Annotated in this window: 11 protein-coding genes; 4 read left to right on the forward strand and 7 right to left on the reverse strand. The window is 73.1% G+C overall.

From position 1 onward, the window contains the following. Positions 1-47 precede the first annotated feature (47 nt). Entirely contained in the window at positions 48-1,397 is a 1,350-nt protein-coding gene (locus PJ985_RS07845; protein WP_271682849.1) for an MFS transporter, read from the forward strand. A gap of 143 nt (positions 1,398-1,540) precedes the next feature. Here PJ985_RS07845 and PJ985_RS07850 read toward each other — a convergent pair whose 3' ends face one another. The 7 genes from PJ985_RS07850 to PJ985_RS07880 all read right to left on the reverse strand — a co-directional run bounded on the left by PJ985_RS07850 (position 1,541) and on the right by PJ985_RS07880 (position 14,781). Beyond that, positions 1,541-2,947: an ABC transporter substrate-binding protein gene (locus PJ985_RS07850; protein ID WP_271682850.1), complete on the reverse strand. Its 1,407-nt coding sequence runs from the start codon at positions 2,945-2,947 to the stop codon at positions 1,541-1,543. A 57-nt stretch (positions 2,948-3,004) separates the two neighbouring features. After that, a complete protein-coding gene (locus PJ985_RS07855) occupies positions 3,005-3,823 on the reverse strand; it encodes a carbohydrate ABC transporter permease (protein ID WP_271682851.1) in 819 nt (272 codons plus the stop codon). Continuing rightward, complete coding sequence (locus tag PJ985_RS07860; RefSeq protein ID WP_271682852.1) at positions 3,820-4,806, reverse strand: carbohydrate ABC transporter permease; 987 nt, start codon at positions 4,804-4,806, stop codon at positions 3,820-3,822. Before PJ985_RS07860 ends, PJ985_RS07855 begins: the two co-directional genes overlap by 4 nt. Before the next feature lie 248 nt (positions 4,807-5,054). Then, positions 5,055-6,761 carry a solute symporter family protein gene (locus PJ985_RS07865; RefSeq protein WP_271682853.1) on the reverse strand — a complete coding sequence of 569 codons (1,707 nt, stop codon included), beginning with the start codon at positions 6,759-6,761 and terminating at the stop codon, positions 5,055-5,057. After that, positions 6,758-7,141, reverse strand: a complete 384-nt coding sequence (locus PJ985_RS07870) for a DUF485 domain-containing protein (RefSeq protein WP_271682854.1) — start codon at positions 7,139-7,141, stop codon at positions 6,758-6,760. Before PJ985_RS07870 ends, PJ985_RS07865 begins: the two co-directional genes overlap by 4 nt. Before the next feature lie 292 nt (positions 7,142-7,433). After that, entirely contained in the window at positions 7,434-8,684 is a 1,251-nt protein-coding gene (locus PJ985_RS07875; RefSeq protein WP_271682855.1) for an MFS transporter, read from the reverse strand. A gap of 202 nt (positions 8,685-8,886) precedes the next feature. After that, positions 8,887-14,781: a non-ribosomal peptide synthetase gene (locus tag PJ985_RS07880; protein ID WP_271682856.1), complete on the reverse strand. Its 5,895-nt coding sequence runs from the start codon at positions 14,779-14,781 to the stop codon at positions 8,887-8,889. A 174-nt stretch (positions 14,782-14,955) separates the two neighbouring features. On the opposite strand from PJ985_RS07880, the gene PJ985_RS07885 reads away from it, so the two are divergent. Genes PJ985_RS07885 through PJ985_RS07895 form a run of 3 tightly spaced genes read left to right on the forward strand, consistent with a single transcriptional unit; the run spans position 14,956 to position 19,594 of the window. Beyond that, positions 14,956-16,878, forward strand: a complete 1,923-nt coding sequence (locus PJ985_RS07885; protein WP_271682857.1) for an ABC transporter ATP-binding protein — start codon at positions 14,956-14,958, stop codon at positions 16,876-16,878. Next, positions 16,875-18,602, forward strand: a complete 1,728-nt coding sequence (locus PJ985_RS07890) for an ABC transporter ATP-binding protein (protein ID WP_271682858.1) — start codon at positions 16,875-16,877, stop codon at positions 18,600-18,602. The genes PJ985_RS07885 and PJ985_RS07890 overlap by 4 nt, the downstream gene beginning before the upstream one ends. A gap of 56 nt (positions 18,603-18,658) precedes the next feature. Further along, complete coding sequence (locus PJ985_RS07895; protein ID WP_271682859.1) at positions 18,659-19,594, forward strand: NAD(P)/FAD-dependent oxidoreductase; 936 nt, start codon at positions 18,659-18,661, stop codon at positions 19,592-19,594. The last annotated feature ends 23 nt before the right edge of the window (positions 19,595-19,617 follow it).

Consider the following 19,617-nt stretch of genomic DNA (forward strand, 5'->3'; position numbering starts at 1 on the left):
TTGCGGCCAGGCGCATTCTTTCTCCCTCGGGTGTGCAGTCTCCGACCGTGCCTCCTTCCTCCGCCTCCTCCCCCGCGCCCGCACACCGGGACTCACCCGACGCCCCGGAGCACGGTGCCGGTCCGGAGGTCCCGCTCCGCAGACACCGCCCCTTCCTCCTGCTCTGTGCCGAACAGGCCACGAGTTCCGGGGGGCGGGCGGTGACCGCCCTGGCGCTGCCCCTGCTGGCGATCACCCGCCTCGACGCCGGCCCGCTGGGCGCCGCGTCCCTCATGGCCCTCACCTATCTGCCGGCGGTCCTGCTCAGCCCCTTCATCGGCGTGCTGGTGGACCGGGCCCGGCTGCGCAGGCTGCTCGCCGCCCTCACCGCGCTCCACGTCCTCGTCATCGGCAGTGTCCCGCTCACCGTGGCGGTCGGCGGCTTCGGCTGGCCGCAACTGTTCGCCGTGGCCGCCCTGTCCGGTGCCCTGACCGCCACCGTGACCGTCGCCCTGCAGTCGGCGCTGCCGCGGGTGGTCCGCCCGGGCCGGCTGATGCGGGCCAACTCCGTCCTGACCGGCACCAGGACCGCCGGGCTGATCGGCGGCCCCGCCCTGGGCGGTGTGCTCATCGGGGTGGCGGGGCCCGCCCCCGCGCTGCTCGTGGAGTGCGCCGCCTACGCCCTGGCAGTCCTGCTCTTCCTCGGGCTGCCCGCCCGGCTGAACACCCCGGCCGGGGGGACCGGCCCGTCCGCCCGGTCCCAGATGGACTCGCTGCGCGAGGGACTCGACGTGCTGCGGCACGAGACACTGCTGCGCCGGCAAGCCCTGGCCGCCGCGGGACTCAACCTGGGCGGGGGCGCGGCGGGCGCGCTGTTCGTCCTGTACGCCGGCCGCGACCTCGGGCTGCCCGCCTGGCAGCTCGGCGCCGTCTACGCGGCGTACGCGGTCGCCGCCGGAGTGGGCGTCCTGGTGGCCACCCCCGTCACCCGGGTCCTCGGCATGGGCCGGACCACACAGTTGTGCGCGGTCGGGGCGGGGGCATCGCTCTTCCTGCTTCCGGTTGCCTCGGTGGGGCCGGCCTTCGCCGTCCTGTTGCTCTACGAGCTGTGCTTCGGCCTGCTGGCCACCGTCTGGATGATCGCCATGATCACCGGACGGCAGCTCGTCACGCCCACCCGTCTGCTGGGGCGGGTCAACGCGTTTCTCCAAGCGGCGCTCACCGCGACCCTGCCGGTCGGTGCCCTGGCCGGCGGTGCGCTGGCGGCCAGGGTGGGCATCGTCCCGGTCCTGACCGGCGCGGCGGCCGTGGCGCTGGTGGGCGCGGCCGGCCTGTGGTTCCCCCGGGACCTGCACTCGGGCATCGACCGGGCGGCGCGGGCGGCCCGCGAGCAGGAGCCCGGACGGGCGGAAGCATGACCGCGGCGCGGCCTCCGGACTCCGGAACCGGCCCGGCACCGGCACCGGCCCGGTACCGGCGAAGGGTCCGCCGCCCGTCCGCCCGCTGGGCGGGCGGACGGGCGGCGGACCGAAGGGGCGGGCGGTGACGGCCCGTGGGTGGGTCAGTCGCCGACCGAGGCGTTGTACTCGTCGATCTTCTGCTGGACGGACCGGGTGGCCTCGCTCATCGCCTGTTCGGCGGGGGTGCTGGAGGTCAGTGCCTGCTCCCAGCCCTCCTCCGCGGCGACCCGGGCCTCGGCCATGACGCCCATCATGCAGCCGGCCGTGTTGACGTTGGTCTCGGAGTCGGCCAGCTGTGCGGCGGCGACCGAGAACTGCGGGTACTGCTCGGCGCGTTCCCTGGCCTCGTCGCCGTCGTAGCCCTCGGTGTTCACCGAGAGGTACCCGGTGCCGGCGTGCCACTTCGACTGCGACTCGGCGGTGAGCAGGAACTGCACGAACTCCCAGGAGGCGCGGACCTCCTGCTCGCTGTGGCCCTCGCCGTTGATCCAGAGGGAGGCGCCGCCGATGATCGAACCACCCGGGTCACCGGCGGCGATCAGCGGGAAATAGCCCGCGCCGACCTCGAAGTCGGACTGCTCCAGGAAGCCGCCGAGGCTTCCGGTGGACTGCAGGGTCATCGCGGCCCGGCCGGAGGTGAAGGCCGCCTGGCCGTCGTCGGTGCTGCGGCCGATCTGCACCGCGAGCTCGTCGTCGATCATGCCCTGCCACCACTCGACCATGTCGACGATCTTCCGGTCGTCGAAGAGCACCTCCCCGGCACGTCCCTCGCGGCCGTTCCCGTTGTCGCAGTAGGGCACCGCCGCGCGGGCCATGAACTGCTCGACGAACCAGCCGTAGACCGGCGCCCCGAAGCCGTACTGCTCGATCTGCCCGTCCGCGCCGCGGACGGTGAGGGCCTCGGCGTGCTCGCGGATCTCCGCGAGGTCCTTCGGCGGCTGGTCCGGGTCGAGGCCGGCCTCCTCGAAGGCGTCCCGGTTGATGTACATCAGCGGGGTGGAGTTGTTGAACGGGAAGGAACGCAGCTCGCTGTCGACGGTGAAGTAGTTCAGCAGGGCGTCCTCGAGCGGGTCCAGGTCGTAGTCGTCCCGGTCGACGAAGGACTGGGCGGGCACCGTCTGCGCGGAGTCGATCATGAACTGGGTGCCCAGGTCGTAGATCATGATCAGGTTGGCGGTGTCGCCCTGCTGGATCGCGGCCCGGTGCTGGGCGAGGGTGGTGTCGTAGTCGCCCTGGAACGAGCCGGTGACCTTGATCCGGTCCGGGTTGCCGGCGTTGAACTCGTCGATGAGCGAGTCGAGCACCTGGCCGTTGGTGCTGTCCATGCTGTGCCAGAACTCGACTTCCACGGCCGAGTCGAGATCATCGAGCACTTCGGGGCCGGGGGCGCTCAGGTCCTGGCCGCCCGCTCCGCCGGCGTCATCGCTGCCGCAGGCGCTGAGGGTGAGTGCCAGTGCCGAGACGCCGGCCACCAGGGCCGTGCGACCGGATGTCTTGGTTATCCGCATTGCGTGGTATCCCGTCCTTGTTGCTGAGGGTGCGTGGGGCGCAGGGGGTTCGCGGTGCTACTTGACCGCGCCCGCGGTGAGACCGCGGACGATGAAGCGCTGTCCGAAGAGGACCAGCGCGAGGGTGGGCAGCACCGACAGAGCTGCCCCGGCGAGCCAGAGTCCCGGGTTGGCGGACTCGGCGTTCTTGAGGCTGTTGAGGCCGATCTGCAGGGTCTGCATGTCGGTGGTGCGCGTCATGATCAGCGGCCAGAAGTACATGTTCCAGGAGCTGATGAAGACGTAGACCCCGACCGCGCTGAGCGCCGGCTTGTTCAGCGGCAGCAGGATGGTCCAGAGGAACCGAAGGTGTCCCATGCCGTCCATCCTTGCCGCGTCCCGCAGTTCGCCGGGGAACTGCCGGAAGCTCTGCCGGAGCAGGAAGGTGCCGAAGGCGTAGGCCAGGAAGGGGAGCACCAGTCCGCCGTAGGTGTTGTTCAGTCCCCAGTCGGACAGCGTCAGGTAGTTGGGGATGAAGGTGGCCTCGGCGGGGATCATCAGGGTCGACAGGAAGAGCGCGAAGATCACGGCGCTGCCCCGGAAGCGGAGGAAGACGAAGGCGTAGGCGGCCAGTACCGAGGTCGCCAGCTGAGCAGCCGTGATGATTCCGGCCATGACCAGCGAGTTGCCGTACATCCGCATCAGGGGGACCGCGTCCAGGACCCGCTGGATGTTGTCCAGGTGGAAGCCGGTGGGGACCAGCTGCGGTGGGAACGTGGACAGTTCGCGGGGCTGCATGAAGGTGCCCGCGAAGACGTAGTAGACCGGGAAGAGCACCGGGACGAGGGCCAGCAGCAGCACCCCGTAGACGATGACCCGGCTCAGGGCCGTCCTCATGAGTAATGCACCTTCCGCTCGATGACGCCGAACTGGAGCGCGGTGCAGAGGAGCACCATGAGCAGCAGGACCAGGGCCTGCGCGCTGGCGCGGCCGAAGTCGCTGGTGCCGTAGGCGAAGGCGTGCTGGTAGATCGAGTACACCAGGGTGGTGGTCGAGCCGACCGGGCCGCCCTGGGTGAGGATGTGGATCTGGCCGAAGCCCTGCAGCGCGTTGATCGTGGAGATGACGATCAGGAAGAACAGCTGGGGGCCGAGCAGCGGAACGGTGATGTACCAGGCCCGCCGGGGGCCGGTGGCACCGTCGAGCAGGGCGGCCTCGTTCACCTCCCGGGGGATCGCGCCGACGCCGGCCGCCAGCACCAGGACTCCGTAGCCCAGGTTCATCCAGACGGTGGTGAGGCAGATCGACAGCAGCGCCATCTCCTGGGAGGTGAGCCAGGCGACCTGGCTCATTCCCAGGTGGTGAAGGATGCCGTTGAGTACGCCGCTGGCCGGGTTGTAGAAGACCGCGAAGATGACCGAGGCGCTGGCCACCGAGAAGGCGAACGGCAGGGCGAAGGCGCTGCGGAAGAACCGCTGGGCTCGCACCTTCGACTCCAGCAGGAGCACCACGGCGAGGGCGCCGATCACTCCGGGCACCACCACTCCGACCGTGAACAGCGCGGTGGTGAGGAGCACTTTGCCGAAATCGGCGGACATCATCTCCTGAAAGTGGCTCAGCCCGACGAAGCGGGAAGGCCGTCCGATGATGTCGTTGCCGTGCATGGACAGATACACGGTTCTGCCGAGCGGATAGAGCAGGAAGAGAGCGAAGACGGTGACGGAGGGGGCGAGGAAGACCCAGGCGAGGAGATTGTCCCGGCGGGGTCCCGTCCGTCCGGGTCCGTCACGTCGTCGGCGGGAAACCGGCGGGACCGCGGGCCGGGGCCGGGCAGGCCTCCCGCCTCGGGTTTCGCCGTCGAGGGTGGTTGATGTGGGCACGCTCCGCAGCATGAACACGCCAGGTGAAGTCGTCAATCCCCACAGTGGAACGGGGTCCCAACGGAACCCACCGGCGAAGTGAAAGAAGTGAAAGGGGTGGAGAAGGTGTGGACACGGCGCGACCGCCCCGTGGGACCGGACTGCGGGACACGAGGGGTGTCCGGTCCCGGCGGGGCGGCCGGCGATCTGGGGTGGGGGGACGCTGGTGGTTCAGGCGGCCGGAGAGCTCCGGCCGCCGCGGACGGGGGTCAGTGGTTGCCGGCGCCCTCCGCGCCCGCGCCGGTGAGGGCACGGACCTGGAGCACCGCGAAGCGGTCCGGGTCGGACTCCTTGGAGACCAGGGTGCCGACGACGGCGCACACGAGGCCGAGGGGGATGGAGACCAGGCCGGGGTTCTCCAGCGGGAACCAGGCGAAGTCGACGCCCGCGGGGAACAGCGACAGGCTGTCGCCGTCGGCGTTCACCTTGCCGGACACGACCGGCGAGAAGAAGACCAGACCGACCGCGCCGGCCAGGCCGCCGTAGATGCCGGCGAGGGCCCCGGTGGTGTTGAACCGCTTCCAGAAGAGGCTGAGCAGGATGGTCGGAAGGTTGGCGGACGCGGCGATCGCGAACGCCAGGGCGACCAGGAAGGCGACGTTCAGGTTCTGCGCGAAGATCGCCAGGATGATCGCGATGACGCCGACCGCGAAGGCGGCCAGCTTGGCGACCCTGATTTCCTCCCGCTCGGTCGCCTTGCCCTTGCGGAGCACGTTGTTGTAGAAGTCGTGCGCCAGCGAGGACGAGGAGGCGATGGTCAGACCGGCGACGGTCGACAGGATCGCGGCGAAGGCGACCGCGGCGATCAGGGCGAGCATCACCGCGCCCATGAGATCTCCGCCCAACCGCATGCCGACTTCCTCGGCGAGCTGTGGTGCAGCGGTGTTGCCTGCCGCGTTCTGGGCGGTGATGGCGTCCCGTCCGACGAGGGCCGCGGCACCGAAGCCGAGGACCAGGGTCATCAGGTAGAAGGAGCCGATCAGGCCGATGCCCCAGTTGACGGACTTACGTGCCGCCTTGGAGTCCGGAACGGTGTAGAAGCGGATCAGGATGTGCGGCAGGCCGGCGGTGCCGAGCACCAGAGCGAGGCCGAGGCTGATCAGGTCCAGCTTGTTGATCATGCTCTGCCAGGCGTCCCCGGCGACGTCCACGCCGTAGCGCTGACCCGGTTCCAGGAAGGCGTTGCCGACCCCGCTGGCGTCTGCCGCGTCGCTCATCAGAGCACCGAGGTTGAAGCCGTAGATGGCCAGCACCATGATCGTGAGGATCGCGGCGCCGCCCATCAGCATCACGGCCTTGACGATCTGCACCCAGGTGGTGCCCTTCATGCCACCGAAGGTGACATAGACGATCATCAGGATGCCGACGACGATGATGCCGACGATCTTCGCCACCTCGGCGCTCATGCCGAGGTAGGTCTCCCCCGGCTGGATGCCCAGCAGAAGGGCGATCAGGGCACCGGCGCCGACCATCTGGGCCAGCAGGTAGAAGATCGAGACGGTGAGGGTGGAGACCGAGGCGGCGGTCCGCACCGGGCGCTGCCGCATCCGGTAGGACAGCACGTCCGCCATGGTGAACCGGCCGGAGTTCCGGAGCAGTTCGGCGACGAGCAGCAGGGCCACCAGCCAGGCCACCAGGAAGCCGATGGAGTACAGGAAGCCGTCGTAACCGAACAGGGCGATCATGCCGGCGATGCCGAGGAAGGAGGCCGCCGACATGTAGTCGCTGCCGATGGCGAAGCCGTTCTGCATACCGGAGAAGCCGCGGCCGCCGGAGTGGAAGTCGGTGGCCGACTTCACCTGCCGGCTGGCCCACACGGTGATGGCCAGGGTCGCGGCGACCATGGCGGTGAACATGATGACGGTGATCAGGCGACTCTGGGAGCTGGTCGCGGCGAGCAGAATGACGTCGTTCATGCGCCTGCCTCCGTGCGCTGCGAGCCACCGTTCTGGAGTTCCGCCCGCAGCTCGTCCGCGAGCGGGTCGAGCCGGCGGTTGGCGTATCTCGCGTACCAGACGGCGATGCCGAAGGTGGACGCGAACTGCAGAAGGCCGAAGACCAGCGCGAAGTTGAAGTTGCCCACGATCTGGAAGGCCATCACGTCGCGGGCATAAGCGGACATCAGGACGTAGAGCAGGTACCAGGCGAGGAAGCCGACGCTCATCGGAACCACGAAACGCAGCAGCCGGCTGCGAAGCTCGAGGAAACGTGCGTCCTCGTGCATGGTCACCGAGCGGGACCGCAGGTCACCGCCCGGTGGCTCGGTCGTTGTGGAGAAGGACGGGGTGTTGCTCATGCCGGCTCCTGGATCGTGGGATGTGTTTCGGCCGGGTGAACGGCGGGTGTTCGGGGAATGTAAGTACGGACGCTGCCCTGTGGCAGAGCCCACACCTTCCGAGTCGCCGAACGCGGTCTCCTCGCGCCGAACGGTCGACCGGATTCCGCCGAACGGTCGCCGGACGCGACGAACGGCACCCGGTTCACCACCGAGTGCCGTTCACTCACGGACAGTGAGGGCGACCGCCGTCCCGCCCCACGGAGCCGATGCCGGCGAGATGTCCGGAACCGGACCGCGGACGCCGTCCGGCTCAGACCACCGACCGCACCTTCAGGACCAGCGCTCCGCCCACCGCGCTGACGGCCGCGGTGAGGAGGTAGAGGCCGCCGTAGCCCGCCACCGCGAGCACCGGCACCGCCAGGGCCGGCGCCACGATCTGCGGCGCCGCCGCGGCGATGGCGAAGAAGCCGAGGTCCCGCCCCGCGTCCTCGGCCGAGGGAAGCACCGAGGCGATCACGGCGAGGTCCACCGCGAGGAAGGTGCCGAAGCCCAGGCCGACCACGACGGCGGCGAACAGGGCGACCGGCCACACGGGGAACAGCGCCATGGCCACCGCCCCCACGCCCATCAGCACCCCACCGCCGACCACGAACACCCGGCGGCGCCCGACCCGGTCGGACCAGCGGCCGGCGGTCATCGCGGCCGTCATGGCGCACAGGACGGTCACCCCGGTGATCGTCATGACCGCGCGCTGCGGGTCCGCGACCAGGAGCTCATCCGTCAGGTAGAACAGCAGGTACTGGCTGATCATGGCGAAGCCGAGGACGACGAGGAACCGGCTCACCCAGGTCCACAGCAGATCGGGCGACCGCGGGACCCGGGGCCGCCGGTCCGCGGCCGGCAGCCGCACGGCCGGTCCCGTTCGCGAGTCGGCCTCCCGGTGTCCCAGGAGGAACGGGAGCACGGCGCAGAGCACGAGGACCGCGCATGCCACGTATCCCCCGGCCAGCCCGGGCACCAGCTGGTTCACCACCAGGGTGCCCAGCAGCGCGCCGAGCATCTGTGTCATGCCCGCCCAGCCGGCCAGGGTGCCCAGCTGCGGGCGCGGCACCTGGTCGGGGATCGTCGCATAGAGCCCCGCCTGCACGGACGACAGGCCGATCTGGGCCACCAGCCAGCCGAGCAGCATGCCACCGACCCCGTCCGCCGTCGCCAGCAGCAGGAGACCGAGCGCGGCGAGGACGCTGCCGAAGGCCACCCACGGCCGGCGACGGCCGAACCGCGAACGCGTACGGTCGCTCAGCGCCCCGAACAACGGCACCATCGCGACGGTGACGGCGGCCCCGAGACCGGTCGCCAGCCCGAGCACGGCCTCCTTGCTCGCCGGAGCGAACAGCTCCGCCTGCCGGGCCAACTGGACCTGGATCGGAGTGAGAACGGCCAGCCACATGCCGGTGCTCGCACACGCGAAGCGCAGGGTCCAGGCCCGGCCGATGGGTGGTCGCTGCTCGTCGGGCACAGCCGGGCGGGCCGGTACGTGGGCTGTCACCTCATGGGTCATCGGATCTCCGCAGCACGTTCGAGGGGAGTGGCTCCCCCAGCGTCGCCCCCGCCGTCGGTGAAGAGATGAGGCGCCGCCTAGGCGCGGCTGAAGCCCCTGGCTGCTGCCGCCCCGCCCCGGGGCGCGGTACCGCTGCGGCACGGCACCGGCCCGAGGTCCGCGCCGACCCCCGCACGGCCGGTGGCCCTGCGGGGGCCGGGCCTCACCGGCGGTTGGCCGCGACGGCCGTGCGGCGCCGCGCCGCGCGCCTCCGGGCATCCGCGAGCAGCTGGTCCGCGGGCTGTTCCGCTCCCGCGTCACGGGCACCCTCGGCGGAGCGGACGGCCCCGGCGGAGGGGGCCCCGTTGCTGCCGAGGTGGGCCGCCAGCGCGCTGATCGAGGGGTGGGCGAAGAGATCCAGCACGGACAGGCTGTCGTCCAGCTCTGCTCGCAGCTCCCGGTGGGCGCGCACCAGGGTGAGGGAGGTCGCCCCGATCTCGAAGAAGGAGCGGAGCGGATCGAGGTCCGCCGGCTCGGCACCGAGCAGCCGGCCCAGTGTGGCGGCGATGCGCTGCTCCACCTCCGGGTCGCGCCGGACTCCGGCCGGGCCGGTCGTGACCGGACGAACTGACGGCAGCAGCTCCTCGTGCGGCGCGGCGGCCCGGCCGGTCTCCGCCAGGCCGCGCTCGGCGAGCCGGGCGGGATCGCCGTCCTCCCACGCCTGCGCGCTGTCCGCCAGCAGGGTCAGCAGCTCGGTGCAGGCGGTGAACAGGGCGTCCAGGTATCCCGGTGGGAACGCGGCCTCGACCGCGTCCCAGTTGATCCGCAGCTCGCCGTCCTGCTCGAAGACCTGGTGGTCCAGCACGACGTGCGGGGTCTGGCTGATGGCGTGCACCGTGCGGCCGAACCCGGCGAGCAGCTCGGAGGCGTCCGCGGGTCCGCCGGTGGACGCCGTGCTGCCGAGCCCGCTGGAGAAGACCGCGGGGAGGAGCACCTGCCGGCCCCGGCGGGCCGTCAGGTTCCGCAGGACCTCGTTCCCGTGCACGCCGGCCGGGCCGGAGGCGTGCTCCAGGTCCTGCAGCAGCCGGTCCTGGACGTCGCGCATCCGCCCCGCCGGAGTGGAGGCGCCGGTCTCGACGCCGAGCAGTACGGTCGACGTGTAGTCGCCGATCACTCCGGCATGCCGAGCCGGGCGGTCGAAGGCGGTGACGACGAGGGTGAACTGCTCGCTCCCGGTGGCGTGCCGGAGCACGTCGGCGAAGACGGTCAGCAGGACGGCCGTCGGGGTGACCCGGTGGCGGCGGGCCAGGAGGCGCAGAGCGTTCCAGCGGTCCGCGTCCAGGACGGCACGGCGGCGGGTGAACCGCACGCGTCCGGGCCCCGGGGGCCGGACCGGCAGGGCGGGCCCGTCGGGCAGGACGGCCGACCGGTCGTTCCAGTAGGCGGTGGCGGCTTCCCGCGCCGCGGTTCCGGCGGCGCGGGCGCGTTCGTGTATCCAGTCGGCGAACGCGGCGGCGGGCGGTGCGGGCAGGCTCCCGAGGTCCCGGTAGCCGGTGAGGAGTTCCCCGGCGAGCAGGACGGCGCTCTGGGCGTCGCAGAACAACAGGTCGAGTCCGAAGTGGAGGCGCCAGCGGTGCTCGTCGATCCGGGTGGCCGCCAGGTGGAGCATCGGGCACCGCGCCGGATCCAGGACCCGGTGCGAGCGCTCGCGCCGCAGCCGGTGCAGGGCCGCTTCCGCCGCTTCCGCGCTCAGTCCGCGCAGGTCCCGGACCTCGATCCGGGGCAGGGACGGCCGGTCGAGGACGGTCTGACGGGTGTCGTCGGTGACGGTGGCCCGCAGCATCGGGTGCCGCTGGACGATCCGGTGCAGGGCGGCCTCGAGCCGGTCGGTGTCGAGGTCCTCCAGGTCGACCTCGGTGTAGTAGTGCGGACCCACGGCGTCACCGAGCCAGGTGTCCGCCCGGCCGACGAGGTAGGCCAGCTGCATCTCCGACAGGGCGAACGGTCCGGAGGGTGCGGGGTCCGTGGGAGGAGGGGGTGCCACGGGAGGACTGGGGACCGCCGGAAGAACGGGCTCCGCGGGAGGAGCGGAGGCGCTCCGGGGCCCCGGTGGCGTCGGCACGGAGAGCGGACCGGCCGGCACGGGGGCAGGGTCCTGGACCACAGGGGCCTGGGCGGGAGCGGGGCCGGCCACGGAGAGCTCCAGCAGGGCGTCGCCCGAGGCGACGCGGACGTCGAAGAGCCGGTGTCCGCCGTCCTGTGCCCACTCGCGGAGGCCGCGCAGCCAGCGTGCCGCGGCCTCGAGCGCTTCCGCCGGGTCCTGGTTCTCGGCCGGGCGCAGGCGCACGGACGCGTCGAGCCCACCGGGGGCGGGCCAGCCGGCCCCGTCCCCCGGCGTCGGGGTACCGCCGGAGGCGTCGGCGGGCGGCACGGTGCGGACCGGGGCGGGCGGCTCCGTGCGGACGTGGGCGGGCGGCTCCGGAGCCGGTGGTGCGCAGGCGTCGAGCAGGGCGGTCACGGAGGGGAAGGCCACCAGGGCACGGAAGGACGGCCGGGTGCCGGTGCGGTCCTCGATGGCGTTGGCCAGCCGGACGATGTCGAGGGAGGTCGCTCCCTGAGCGAGCAGCCCCGCGGTGAGATCCGCGTCCGGCCCCAGTACCTCACGGGCCACCGCCTCCAGACCGGCGGGCCCGGCGGGCGGCTCCGCCGGGGAAGGGCGGGCCGGGGGCGGGGGGAGCGGGAGAGCGGGCGGGGGCGGAACGGCAGGGGCGGGCCCGGCCGGATCGGTCACCGGTTCCGCGGGCCGGGCGGCGGCGGGGCCCCGGGAGCGGAACGGGTTGGGCAGCGCCTTGTGGTCCACCTTGCCGTTGGCGGTCACGGGGAGCGCTTCCAGGTGCACGATGCGGGAGGGCAGCATGTACTCCGGCAGCCGTTCGGCGAGGGCCCCGGTCAGCTCCCGGTCCTGGAGGACGGCGCCCGACGCCGGGGCCACGTACACCACGAGCCGGGGGCGGCTGTCCGGACCGGGCACCGCTCCGGCGGCTGCCTGCCGGACGCCGGGCAGCCGGTCCAGGGCGGCTTCGATGTCGCCCAGTTCTATCCGGTGGCCGCGGACCTTGACCTGCCGGTCGGTGCGGCCCAGGAACTCGATCTGCCCGTCGCTGCGCCGCCGGCCGAGGTCGCCGGTGCGGTAGAGCCGTTCACCGAGCACGGGATGGCGGGCGAACCTGTCGGCGGTCTGGGCCTCGTCCCCGAGGTAGCCGCGGGCGAGACCGTCCCCCGCGATGAACAGCTCACCCACCTCGCCGACCGGGCACGGCCCGCCTGCCGAGTCGAGCACATGGAAGAACTGTCCGCGCAGCGGGCGGCCGTAGGGGATGCTCCGCCAGCCGGGATCGACCTCTTCCACCGGAAAGGTGATGGACCAGATCGATGCCTCGGTGGCGCCGCCGAGGCTCATCACCCGGGCTCCGGGGGCCAGCGCCCGCAGCCGGTCGGGCAGCGTCACCGGTATCCAGTCCCCGGAGAGCATCACCAGCCGGAGGGAGGCGAAGCGGCGGGACGCCAGGTCGGGGTCGGCCTCCGCGAACTCCACCAGCATCTCCAGCAGCGCCGGGGCGGTGTTCCACACGGTGACGCGGTGGCGCTCGAGGAGGGTGCACCAGTGCTCGGGGTCCCGCTGGTGCTCGGCGTCGGGGAGCACCAGGGCTCCGCCGGCCCCGAGCAGGCCGTAGATGTCGTAGACGGACAGGTCGAAGCTGAGTGCGGACAGGCCCAGGACACGGTCCCCGGCGGTGATGCCGAAGCGGTCGGTGATGTCGTCCACGGTGGTGCGGGCCGCCCGGTGTTCGACGGCCACCCCCTTGGGGGCACCGGTGGAGCCGGAGGTGAAGATGGCGTAGGCGAGTTCGTCCGGCCGCGCCGTCCGGGCGGCCCCCGGGGCCTCGTGGTGCGGCGGGACGGGAGCGTCGTCGGCCGCCCGGGCGTCCCGGTCCACCGCGAGCGCATGGACGCCGGCGGGCAGCGGAACGGCGGTTCCGTGCGGCACCAGGGCGAGCCGCACCTCCGCGCGGCTGCACACGGCTGCGATCCGGGACGCGGGCCAGGACGGGTCCACCGGAACGTATCCGGCGCCGGTGCGGCTGACCGCCAGGACAGCGGCGATCTGCGCCGGGCCCTTGGGGAGCGCCACCAGGACCATCCAGCCGGGTCCCGCCCCGCCAGCCGTCAGCCGGGCGGCCAGCCTCGCCGCCCGGGCGTCCAGCTCGCCGTGCGTCCACGCGAGGTCTCCCGACAGTACCGCCGGAGCGTCCGGACGCTCGCGCGCCGCCTGCCGGAGCGGGGCGTCGAGCAGCGGACCGCAGTCCCCGAACGGGGCGCAGTCCAGCGGTTCGGGCAGCCGGAAGGCCGGGTCCCAGCCCAGGTCGGTGCGGTTCCACGCGTCGTCGTCCTCGGCCAGCAGGCGGAGCAGCCGGTACTGGGCCTCGGCCAGGCCGTCGACGAACCCGGCGGGGAACGCCTCCTCGGCCACGTCCCACAGCAGGCGGAGGTCCCCGTCCTCCTGCCACACCAGGTGGTCCATGAGGACCTGGGGGGTCTGGGAGACCCCGAAGACCTCGGTACCGATTCCGCGGGCGGGCGGTGTGTCGTCGCCGATCCCCAGCCCGGAGGTGAACACCACGGGATGCCGGACCGTTTCCGCTGCCGGGTCCGGGCGGGCGGCAGGCTCGCGCAGTACTTCCACGCCGGAGAAGGAGCGGTGGTCGATGGCCTCCCACAGCGTGTGGTTCACCGCGCGGGCGTGCTCGGCGAAACCGTTCCAGGACAGCGGGTCGGGCGGGGTGACGGCGACCAGGGCGGTGGTGGTGAAGTCGCCGACGAGGTGCTCCACACCGGCGACGTCCTCGGGCCGGTCGTAGAGCGTGGTGTTGACCGCGAACGGTTCGGTGGCCCCCCATCGGGCCATCACCAGGCTGAAGGCCCCGAGGAGTACGGCGGTCGGCGAGATGCCGTGCCGGGCGGCCCGCTTCCCCAGCTCCTGCCAGGCGGCAGCGTCCAGTCGCCGGGAGTGCCGGGCGAAGCGGGTGCCGCTGAGCGTGGCCGGGTCGACGGCGTACGGAAGCCGTGGGCCGTCGGGCAGGGTGGCCAGCCGCTCCTGCCAGTGGGCGCGGTCCCTGCGGTGGCGGGCACGCTCAGCCGGGTCGGTCTCCCGGCGTCGGACAATCTCGGTGAACTCCCTGCTTGCAGAGGGAAGCCGCGTCCCCGGATGGGCCGCGAGCCGGCTCCACTGGCGCATGAGCAGCCGCCAGCTCGCGAAGTCGATGACGAGGACGTCGAAGCCGACCAGCAGCCGGGTGCGGCCGTCCGGGAGCAGTACGGCATGCAGGTCGAAGAGCGGCCACCGGTGCGGCGGGCGGACCTGGTGGGAGCGTTCCTCCCGGAGCTCCGCCAGGGTGGCCGCCACCTGTTCCGGGCCGGCGGCCCGCAGGTCCGTCCGGCCGAGGGTGTAGGGCGGGGGTGCGGGGAGGGTGCGCTGCCGGCCGTCCCGGCCGATCACGGTACGGAGCATGGCGTGGTGCCGGATCAGGCTGTTCCACGCCTCTTCCAGCCGCTCGAGATCGGCGAGGGCGTCGGACCCACGGCGGTCACCGGGGTGGCGGTCGTACTCGTGGTACCAGAAGGTGGCCACTCCGCCGAGCGGGAAGTCGTCACCGCGTCCCGCCCAGTAGGCCGCCTGCACGGCGGTGAGCGGGGCGCTGCCGTCCTCGTCGTCCGGCGGGGCGGGCAGCGGCGGGGCGGCGGGCTCCGGGGCGTGCGTCGTTCCCGGTTCCGCCAGCGCCCAGTCCGCGCACAGAGCGCCGACCGTGCGGTCGCCGAGAAACGCGGGGAGCGGCAGCTCCACGCCCGTGTGCCGGGCGACCGCCCGGCGCAGGCGGAGAGCGCCGAAGGAGTCCACGCCGAGATCGGCGAAGCGCTGACCGGGTCGCAGTTCCGTCGTGGCGCGGCCTGCGGCGTCGGCCACCTGGGCCAGCAGGGGCGCCGCCGCCGCGGGGAACTCCGGCGAGGCGTCCCCCGCAGGCTCGGGTCTGTCGTCAAGTGATGCGGTGGACCTGCTCATTGGTGGAAATCTCCCGTTCGCATGTGGCAGACCTGGCGCAGCTCGTGCCGGCCCTCGCCCGGAGCCCAGAGTTATCGACAACGAAAACGGTTGTCAATTAGGGTGGGAGGTGAAGTGCCCCGGGGACCTCCCGGTCCGCACCGTGCCGCCCCACCCTCCAGAGGTTCTTTCGTTGTGACCGACACCCGGTCGACCACCGCCGCCCCGGACCCCGCCGCGGGCGGCCCGGCCACCGTCCCGGCCCGGGAAGCCACCGTCCCCCCGGACAGCCCGGACACCCCGGAACGGGAAGGGGGCGGGCGGGAGAGCCGCGACACCTCCTGGGAACTGCTGCGCCTGGTGCGGCCCGTGTACGGCCGGCTCGCCCTCGCGGTGACCAGTCAGGCGCTCGCCACCGTGGCCGGCCTGGTGCCGTTCGTGGCAGTGGCCGAACTCGGCCGCGCCCTGTACCAGGGCGACTCCACGCGAGCCTGGCTGGCGGCGGGCGTCGGGGTCGCCGCCCTGCTGGTGCGGGCCGTCCTCCTGGCTCTGGCGACGATGCTCGCCCACCTCGCCGACAACGACCTGCAGCATCAGCTGCGGCGCCGCCTGGTGCACCACGCCGGGCGGCTGCCGCTCGGCCGCCTCGGGGGCGGTGGCGCCGGCGCCCTGAAGAAGGCGGTGTCCGACGACGTGTCGGCGCTGCACCACGTGATCGGGCACGCCCTGCTCGACCTGGTCGCCTCCGTCGTCGCACCGGTCGCGGCGCTGGTGTACCTGTTCACCGTCGACCCGGCGATGACCCTGATCACCCTGCTCCCGGTGACCGCCGGGCTGCTGCTGCACCGCAGGGCGCTGTCCCTCGCCACCGGCCGGATGACGGAGTATCACGCAGCCGTCGGGCAGCTGAACTCGGCCGGGGTGGAGTTCGTCCGCGGCATCGCCGTGGTCAAGACCTTCGGGCGGGCCGGGGAGGCCCACCACAGCTTCCGGGAGGCCGCCGCCCGCTACGCCGCGTTCGTCGCCGACTGGGCCCGCTCGGTGACCCGGTGCACGGCCGGGAGCCAGATCGCCCTCTCGCCCCCGGCCGTGCTGCTCACCGTGCTGCTGGGCGGCACCGCCCTCATCCAGTCCGGCCGCCTGGACCCACCGGACCTGCTGCCCTTCCTTCTGCTGGGGCTCGCGCTCACCGCGCCCGTCCTGGCCCTCGGTTACGCCACCCAGGACCTGCGCACCGCGCAGAGCGCCGCCGCCCGGCTCCGCGACATGTTCGCCGAACCGCCCCTGCCGGAGCCGTCCCGTCCACGCCTCCCCACCGGTGCCCGGGTGGAGTTCGACGGCGTGCGCTTCTCCTACGACGGCCGCACCGACGTCCTGCACGGGATCGACCTGACGCTCGAACCCGGAACCGTCACCGCCCTGGTCGGGTCCTCCGGTGCGGGCAAGTCCACACTGGCCACACTGCCCGCCCGGTTCCACGACGTGACCGCGGGCGCGGTACGGATCGGCGGGGCGGACGTCCGGGACATCCCGGTGGCGGAGTTGTACCGGCAGGTGGGGTTCGTCTTCCAGGACACCCGGCTGCGGCGCGGCAGCGTGCGCGACAACATCCGGCTCGGCCGCCCGGACGCGAGCGACGCCGAGATCGAGTCCGCCGCCCGGGCCGCCCGCATCCACGACCGGATCACCGCGCTTCCGCACGGCTACGACACCGTCCTCGGGGACGGCACCGCCCTGTCGGGCGGTGAGGCCCAGCGGGTGACGCTCGCCCGGGCCCTGCTGGCCGACCGGCCGGTCCTGGTGCTGGACGAGGCGACCGCCGCCACCGATCCCGAGTCGGAGGCCGCCATCCACGAGGCGCTGGCCACCCTCCTCACCGGCCGGACCGTGCTGGTCGTCGCGCACCGGCTGGCCACGATCGTGCACGCCGACCGGATCGTGGTGCTCGACCGCGGACGGCTGGTCGAAGCGGGCCGCCACACCGAACTCCTCGCGCGGAACGGCCGGTACGCGGCCCTCTGGCGGGCTCAGCGCGGCCGGGACACGGCCGTGCCCCTCCTCCCCGGGGAGGAGGTCCCCGGCACGGCGCCGGGCGACGACAGGAGGGAACCCCAGTGATACGCCGGCTGTCCGCCCTGCTGGAGCCCGGGGACCGGGCCCGGCTGCACCGGGTGCTGTGGGGCACCGCCCTGGCGTCGGTACTGCAGGGAGCGGCATTCGCCCTCCTGGTACCGGTGCTCCGCGAGCTCCTCGGCGACCGCCCGGAGCGGGCCTGGCCGTGGCTGGCCCTGCTCGCCGCCGTGACCCTGGCGTACGCGGCGGTCTCCTACCCCGCGGTGGTCGCCGCCCGCAACACCGGGTACGCGCTCTCCCACGCCCTGCACGACCGGATCGGGGACCGGCTGGTCCGGCTCCCGCTCGGATGGTTCACCGGCAGCCGGGTGGGCTCGGTGGGCCGGCTCGTCACCCACGACGTGATGAACGTGATGAGTGTCCCGGCACATCTCCTGGAGCCGCTGGTCAAGGCCCTGGTCACGCCCGCCGCCATGGTGCTGGTGATGTGCGCCGTCGACCTGCGCCTCGGACTGGCCGCGCTCGCCTGCGTGCCGGTGATCGTCCTCGCCTACCGCGTGACGGGCAGGCTGGTGCAGCGCGCCGAGCACGCCGCGGACACCGCCGCGGCGGAGGCGGGGGCCCGGGTCGTGGAATTCGCCCAGGAGCAGCCGGTGCTGCGCGCCCACGGCCGGACCGTCGAGGGGGTACGGGAGCTGGACGACGCGCTGGACGCACAGCGGCGGGCCGGGCGCCGGATGCTCCGGGTGGCCCTGCCCGGCCTCACCGGCTTCACCCTCGTGGTGCAGGCATCGTTCAGTCTGCTGCTCATGCTGGGCACCCTGCTGGCGGTGGACGGCACGGTCGACGCCCCGGCCGTGCTGGCCCTGCTGGTGCTGGCGGCCCGGTCCGCGGAGCCGCTGTCGTCCGCCGCGGAGCTGGGCGCCGCCCTGCGCATGGCCGGCAACTCGGTGCTCCGCATCCAGCAGGTGCTGGACACCGAGCCGCTCCCCGAACCGGCGGCCCCGGGGACGGTGCGGGACGCGTCCGTCGAGGTCGACCGGGTCAGCTTCGGCTACGGCGACGGGCCAGTGCTGCACGAGGTGTCCCTGCGGGTTCCGGCCGGGACCACCACCGCGCTGGTGGGGCCCTCGGGGTCGGGAAAAACCACCGTCACCCGGCTCATCGCCCGCTTCTTCGACGTGCACGACGGGGCGGTCAGAGTCGGCGGCACGGACGTCCGGCACCTGCCCCAGCGGCAGTTGATGGAGCAGCTGGCCCTGGTCTTCCAGGACGTCCACCTCTTCGACGGCACGCTCAAGGACAACGTCCGGCTGGGCCGCCCGGACGCCTCCGAGGCCGAGCTGCTCGCCGCGGCGCGCGGTGCCCGCGTCGACGAGATCGCCGCCCGGCTGCCCGGGGGCTGGGACACCCCGGTCGGCGAGGGCGGGGCGCAACTCTCCGGCGGGGAGCGGCAGCGGGTCTCGGTGGCCCGGGCGCTGCTGAAGGACGCACCGATCGTGCTGCTGGACGAGGCGACCGCCGCCCTGGACGCGGAGAACGAGGCCGCCGTCGTCGACGCCGTCGAGGCCCTGACCGCCGACCGCACCGTGCTGGTCATCGCGCACCGCCTGGAGACCGTGCAGCGGGCGGACCGGGTCGTCGTCCTGGACGGCGGACGGGTGGTGGAGGAGGGCCGGCACGCGGAACTGCTGGCCCGGGGCGGTGCCTACGCGGCGCTCTGGTCCGAGCGGGACCGCACCCGTGGCTGGCGAACGCTCGTTCCCTAGCGCACCAGCCACGCACGCACCAGCCACGCCGCACCCCTACAGAGGAGAGAAGCACTATGTACGACGTCCTGATCATCGGCGGGGGGCCCGCAGGCCTCGGGGCGGCACTGCCGCTCGGCCGGCAGCGCCGCCGGGTGCTCGTGGTGGACGGCGGGCGTCCGCGCAACGCACCCGCCGAGACCATGCACATGTTCCTCAGCCGCGACGGGCTGCCGCCATCGGAGCTGCGCCGCATCGCGCAGCAGGAGCTCGAGGACTACCCCACCGTGCAGATACGCGGAACCGAGGTGACCTCGCTCTCCGGTGAGCGGGACGACTTCACGGCGGTGCTCGCGGGAGGGGAGCAGGTGCGTGCCCGGCGGGTCCTCCTCGCGACCGGTCAGGTCGACCGGCTCCCGGACATCGAGGGATTCCCCGCGCTGTTCGGCCGGGGGATCTACCACTGCCCGTTCTGCCACGGGTACGAGACGCGGGACCAGCCGCTGGCAGTGCTCGGCGGGGACTGCTCGCACGCCATGCTCGCCGTCTACCTGAAGGACCGCTTCTCGGCCGATGTGGTGCTGTGCACGCTGGGCGGCCCGGCCCCCGAGGAGCAGCGGGAGCGGCTCGCCCGGCACGGCATCACGGTGCGGGAGGAGCCGGTGCGGAGGATCGAGCGGGCCGGCACGGCCGTCCGCGTGCACTTCGACGAGGGCCCGGCCCTGGACCGGGGCGCCTGCTACCACCGCCCGGCGCACGGCCAGCACTCCGCACTGGCGGAGAAGCTGGGCTGCGCGCTGCTCGACGACGGGGCGGTGAAGATCGACGAGCAGCAGCGCACCACGGTGCCCGGGGTCTTCGCGGCCGGCGACATGGCCCGGCTGGAGGCGCTGCCGGTGGCGCTCGCCTTCGTGATCACCGGGGCGGCCGACGGCACCCGGGCCGCCATCTGGATCGACCAGGAGCTGTTCCTGTCGGGCCTGGAGGACGGCGACCGGGAGACGGCCGGCTGACGGGAGCGCGGGGGGCTGCGGGG

Origin of the sequence: Streptomyces sp. ACA25 (assembly GCF_028200735.1) — a bacterium.
Taxonomy (GTDB): domain Bacteria; phylum Actinomycetota; class Actinomycetes; order Streptomycetales; family Streptomycetaceae; genus Streptomyces.

Bases quoted from the DNA above. Each gene is read 5' to 3' on its own strand.
- PJ985_RS07865 (WP_271682853.1), bottom strand. From the start codon at position 6,761: ATGAACGACGTCATTCTGCTCGCCGCGACCAGCTCCCAGAGTCGCCTG.
- PJ985_RS07880 (WP_271682856.1), bottom strand. From the start codon at position 14,781: ATGAGCAGGTCCACCGCATCACTTGACGACAGACCCGAGCCTGCGGGG.
- PJ985_RS07855 (WP_271682851.1), bottom strand. From the start codon at position 3,823: ATGAGGACGGCCCTGAGCCGGGTCATCGTCTACGGGGTGCTGCTGCTG.
- PJ985_RS07870 (WP_271682854.1), bottom strand. From the start codon at position 7,141: ATGAGCAACACCCCGTCCTTCTCCACAACGACCGAGCCACCGGGCGGT.
- PJ985_RS07875 (WP_271682855.1), bottom strand. From the start codon at position 8,684: ATGACCCATGAGGTGACAGCCCACGTACCGGCCCGCCCGGCTGTGCCC.
- PJ985_RS07850 (WP_271682850.1), bottom strand. From the start codon at position 2,947: ATGCGGATAACCAAGACATCCGGTCGCACGGCCCTGGTGGCCGGCGTC.
- PJ985_RS07895 (WP_271682859.1), top strand. From the start codon at position 18,659: ATGTACGACGTCCTGATCATCGGCGGGGGGCCCGCAGGCCTCGGGGCG.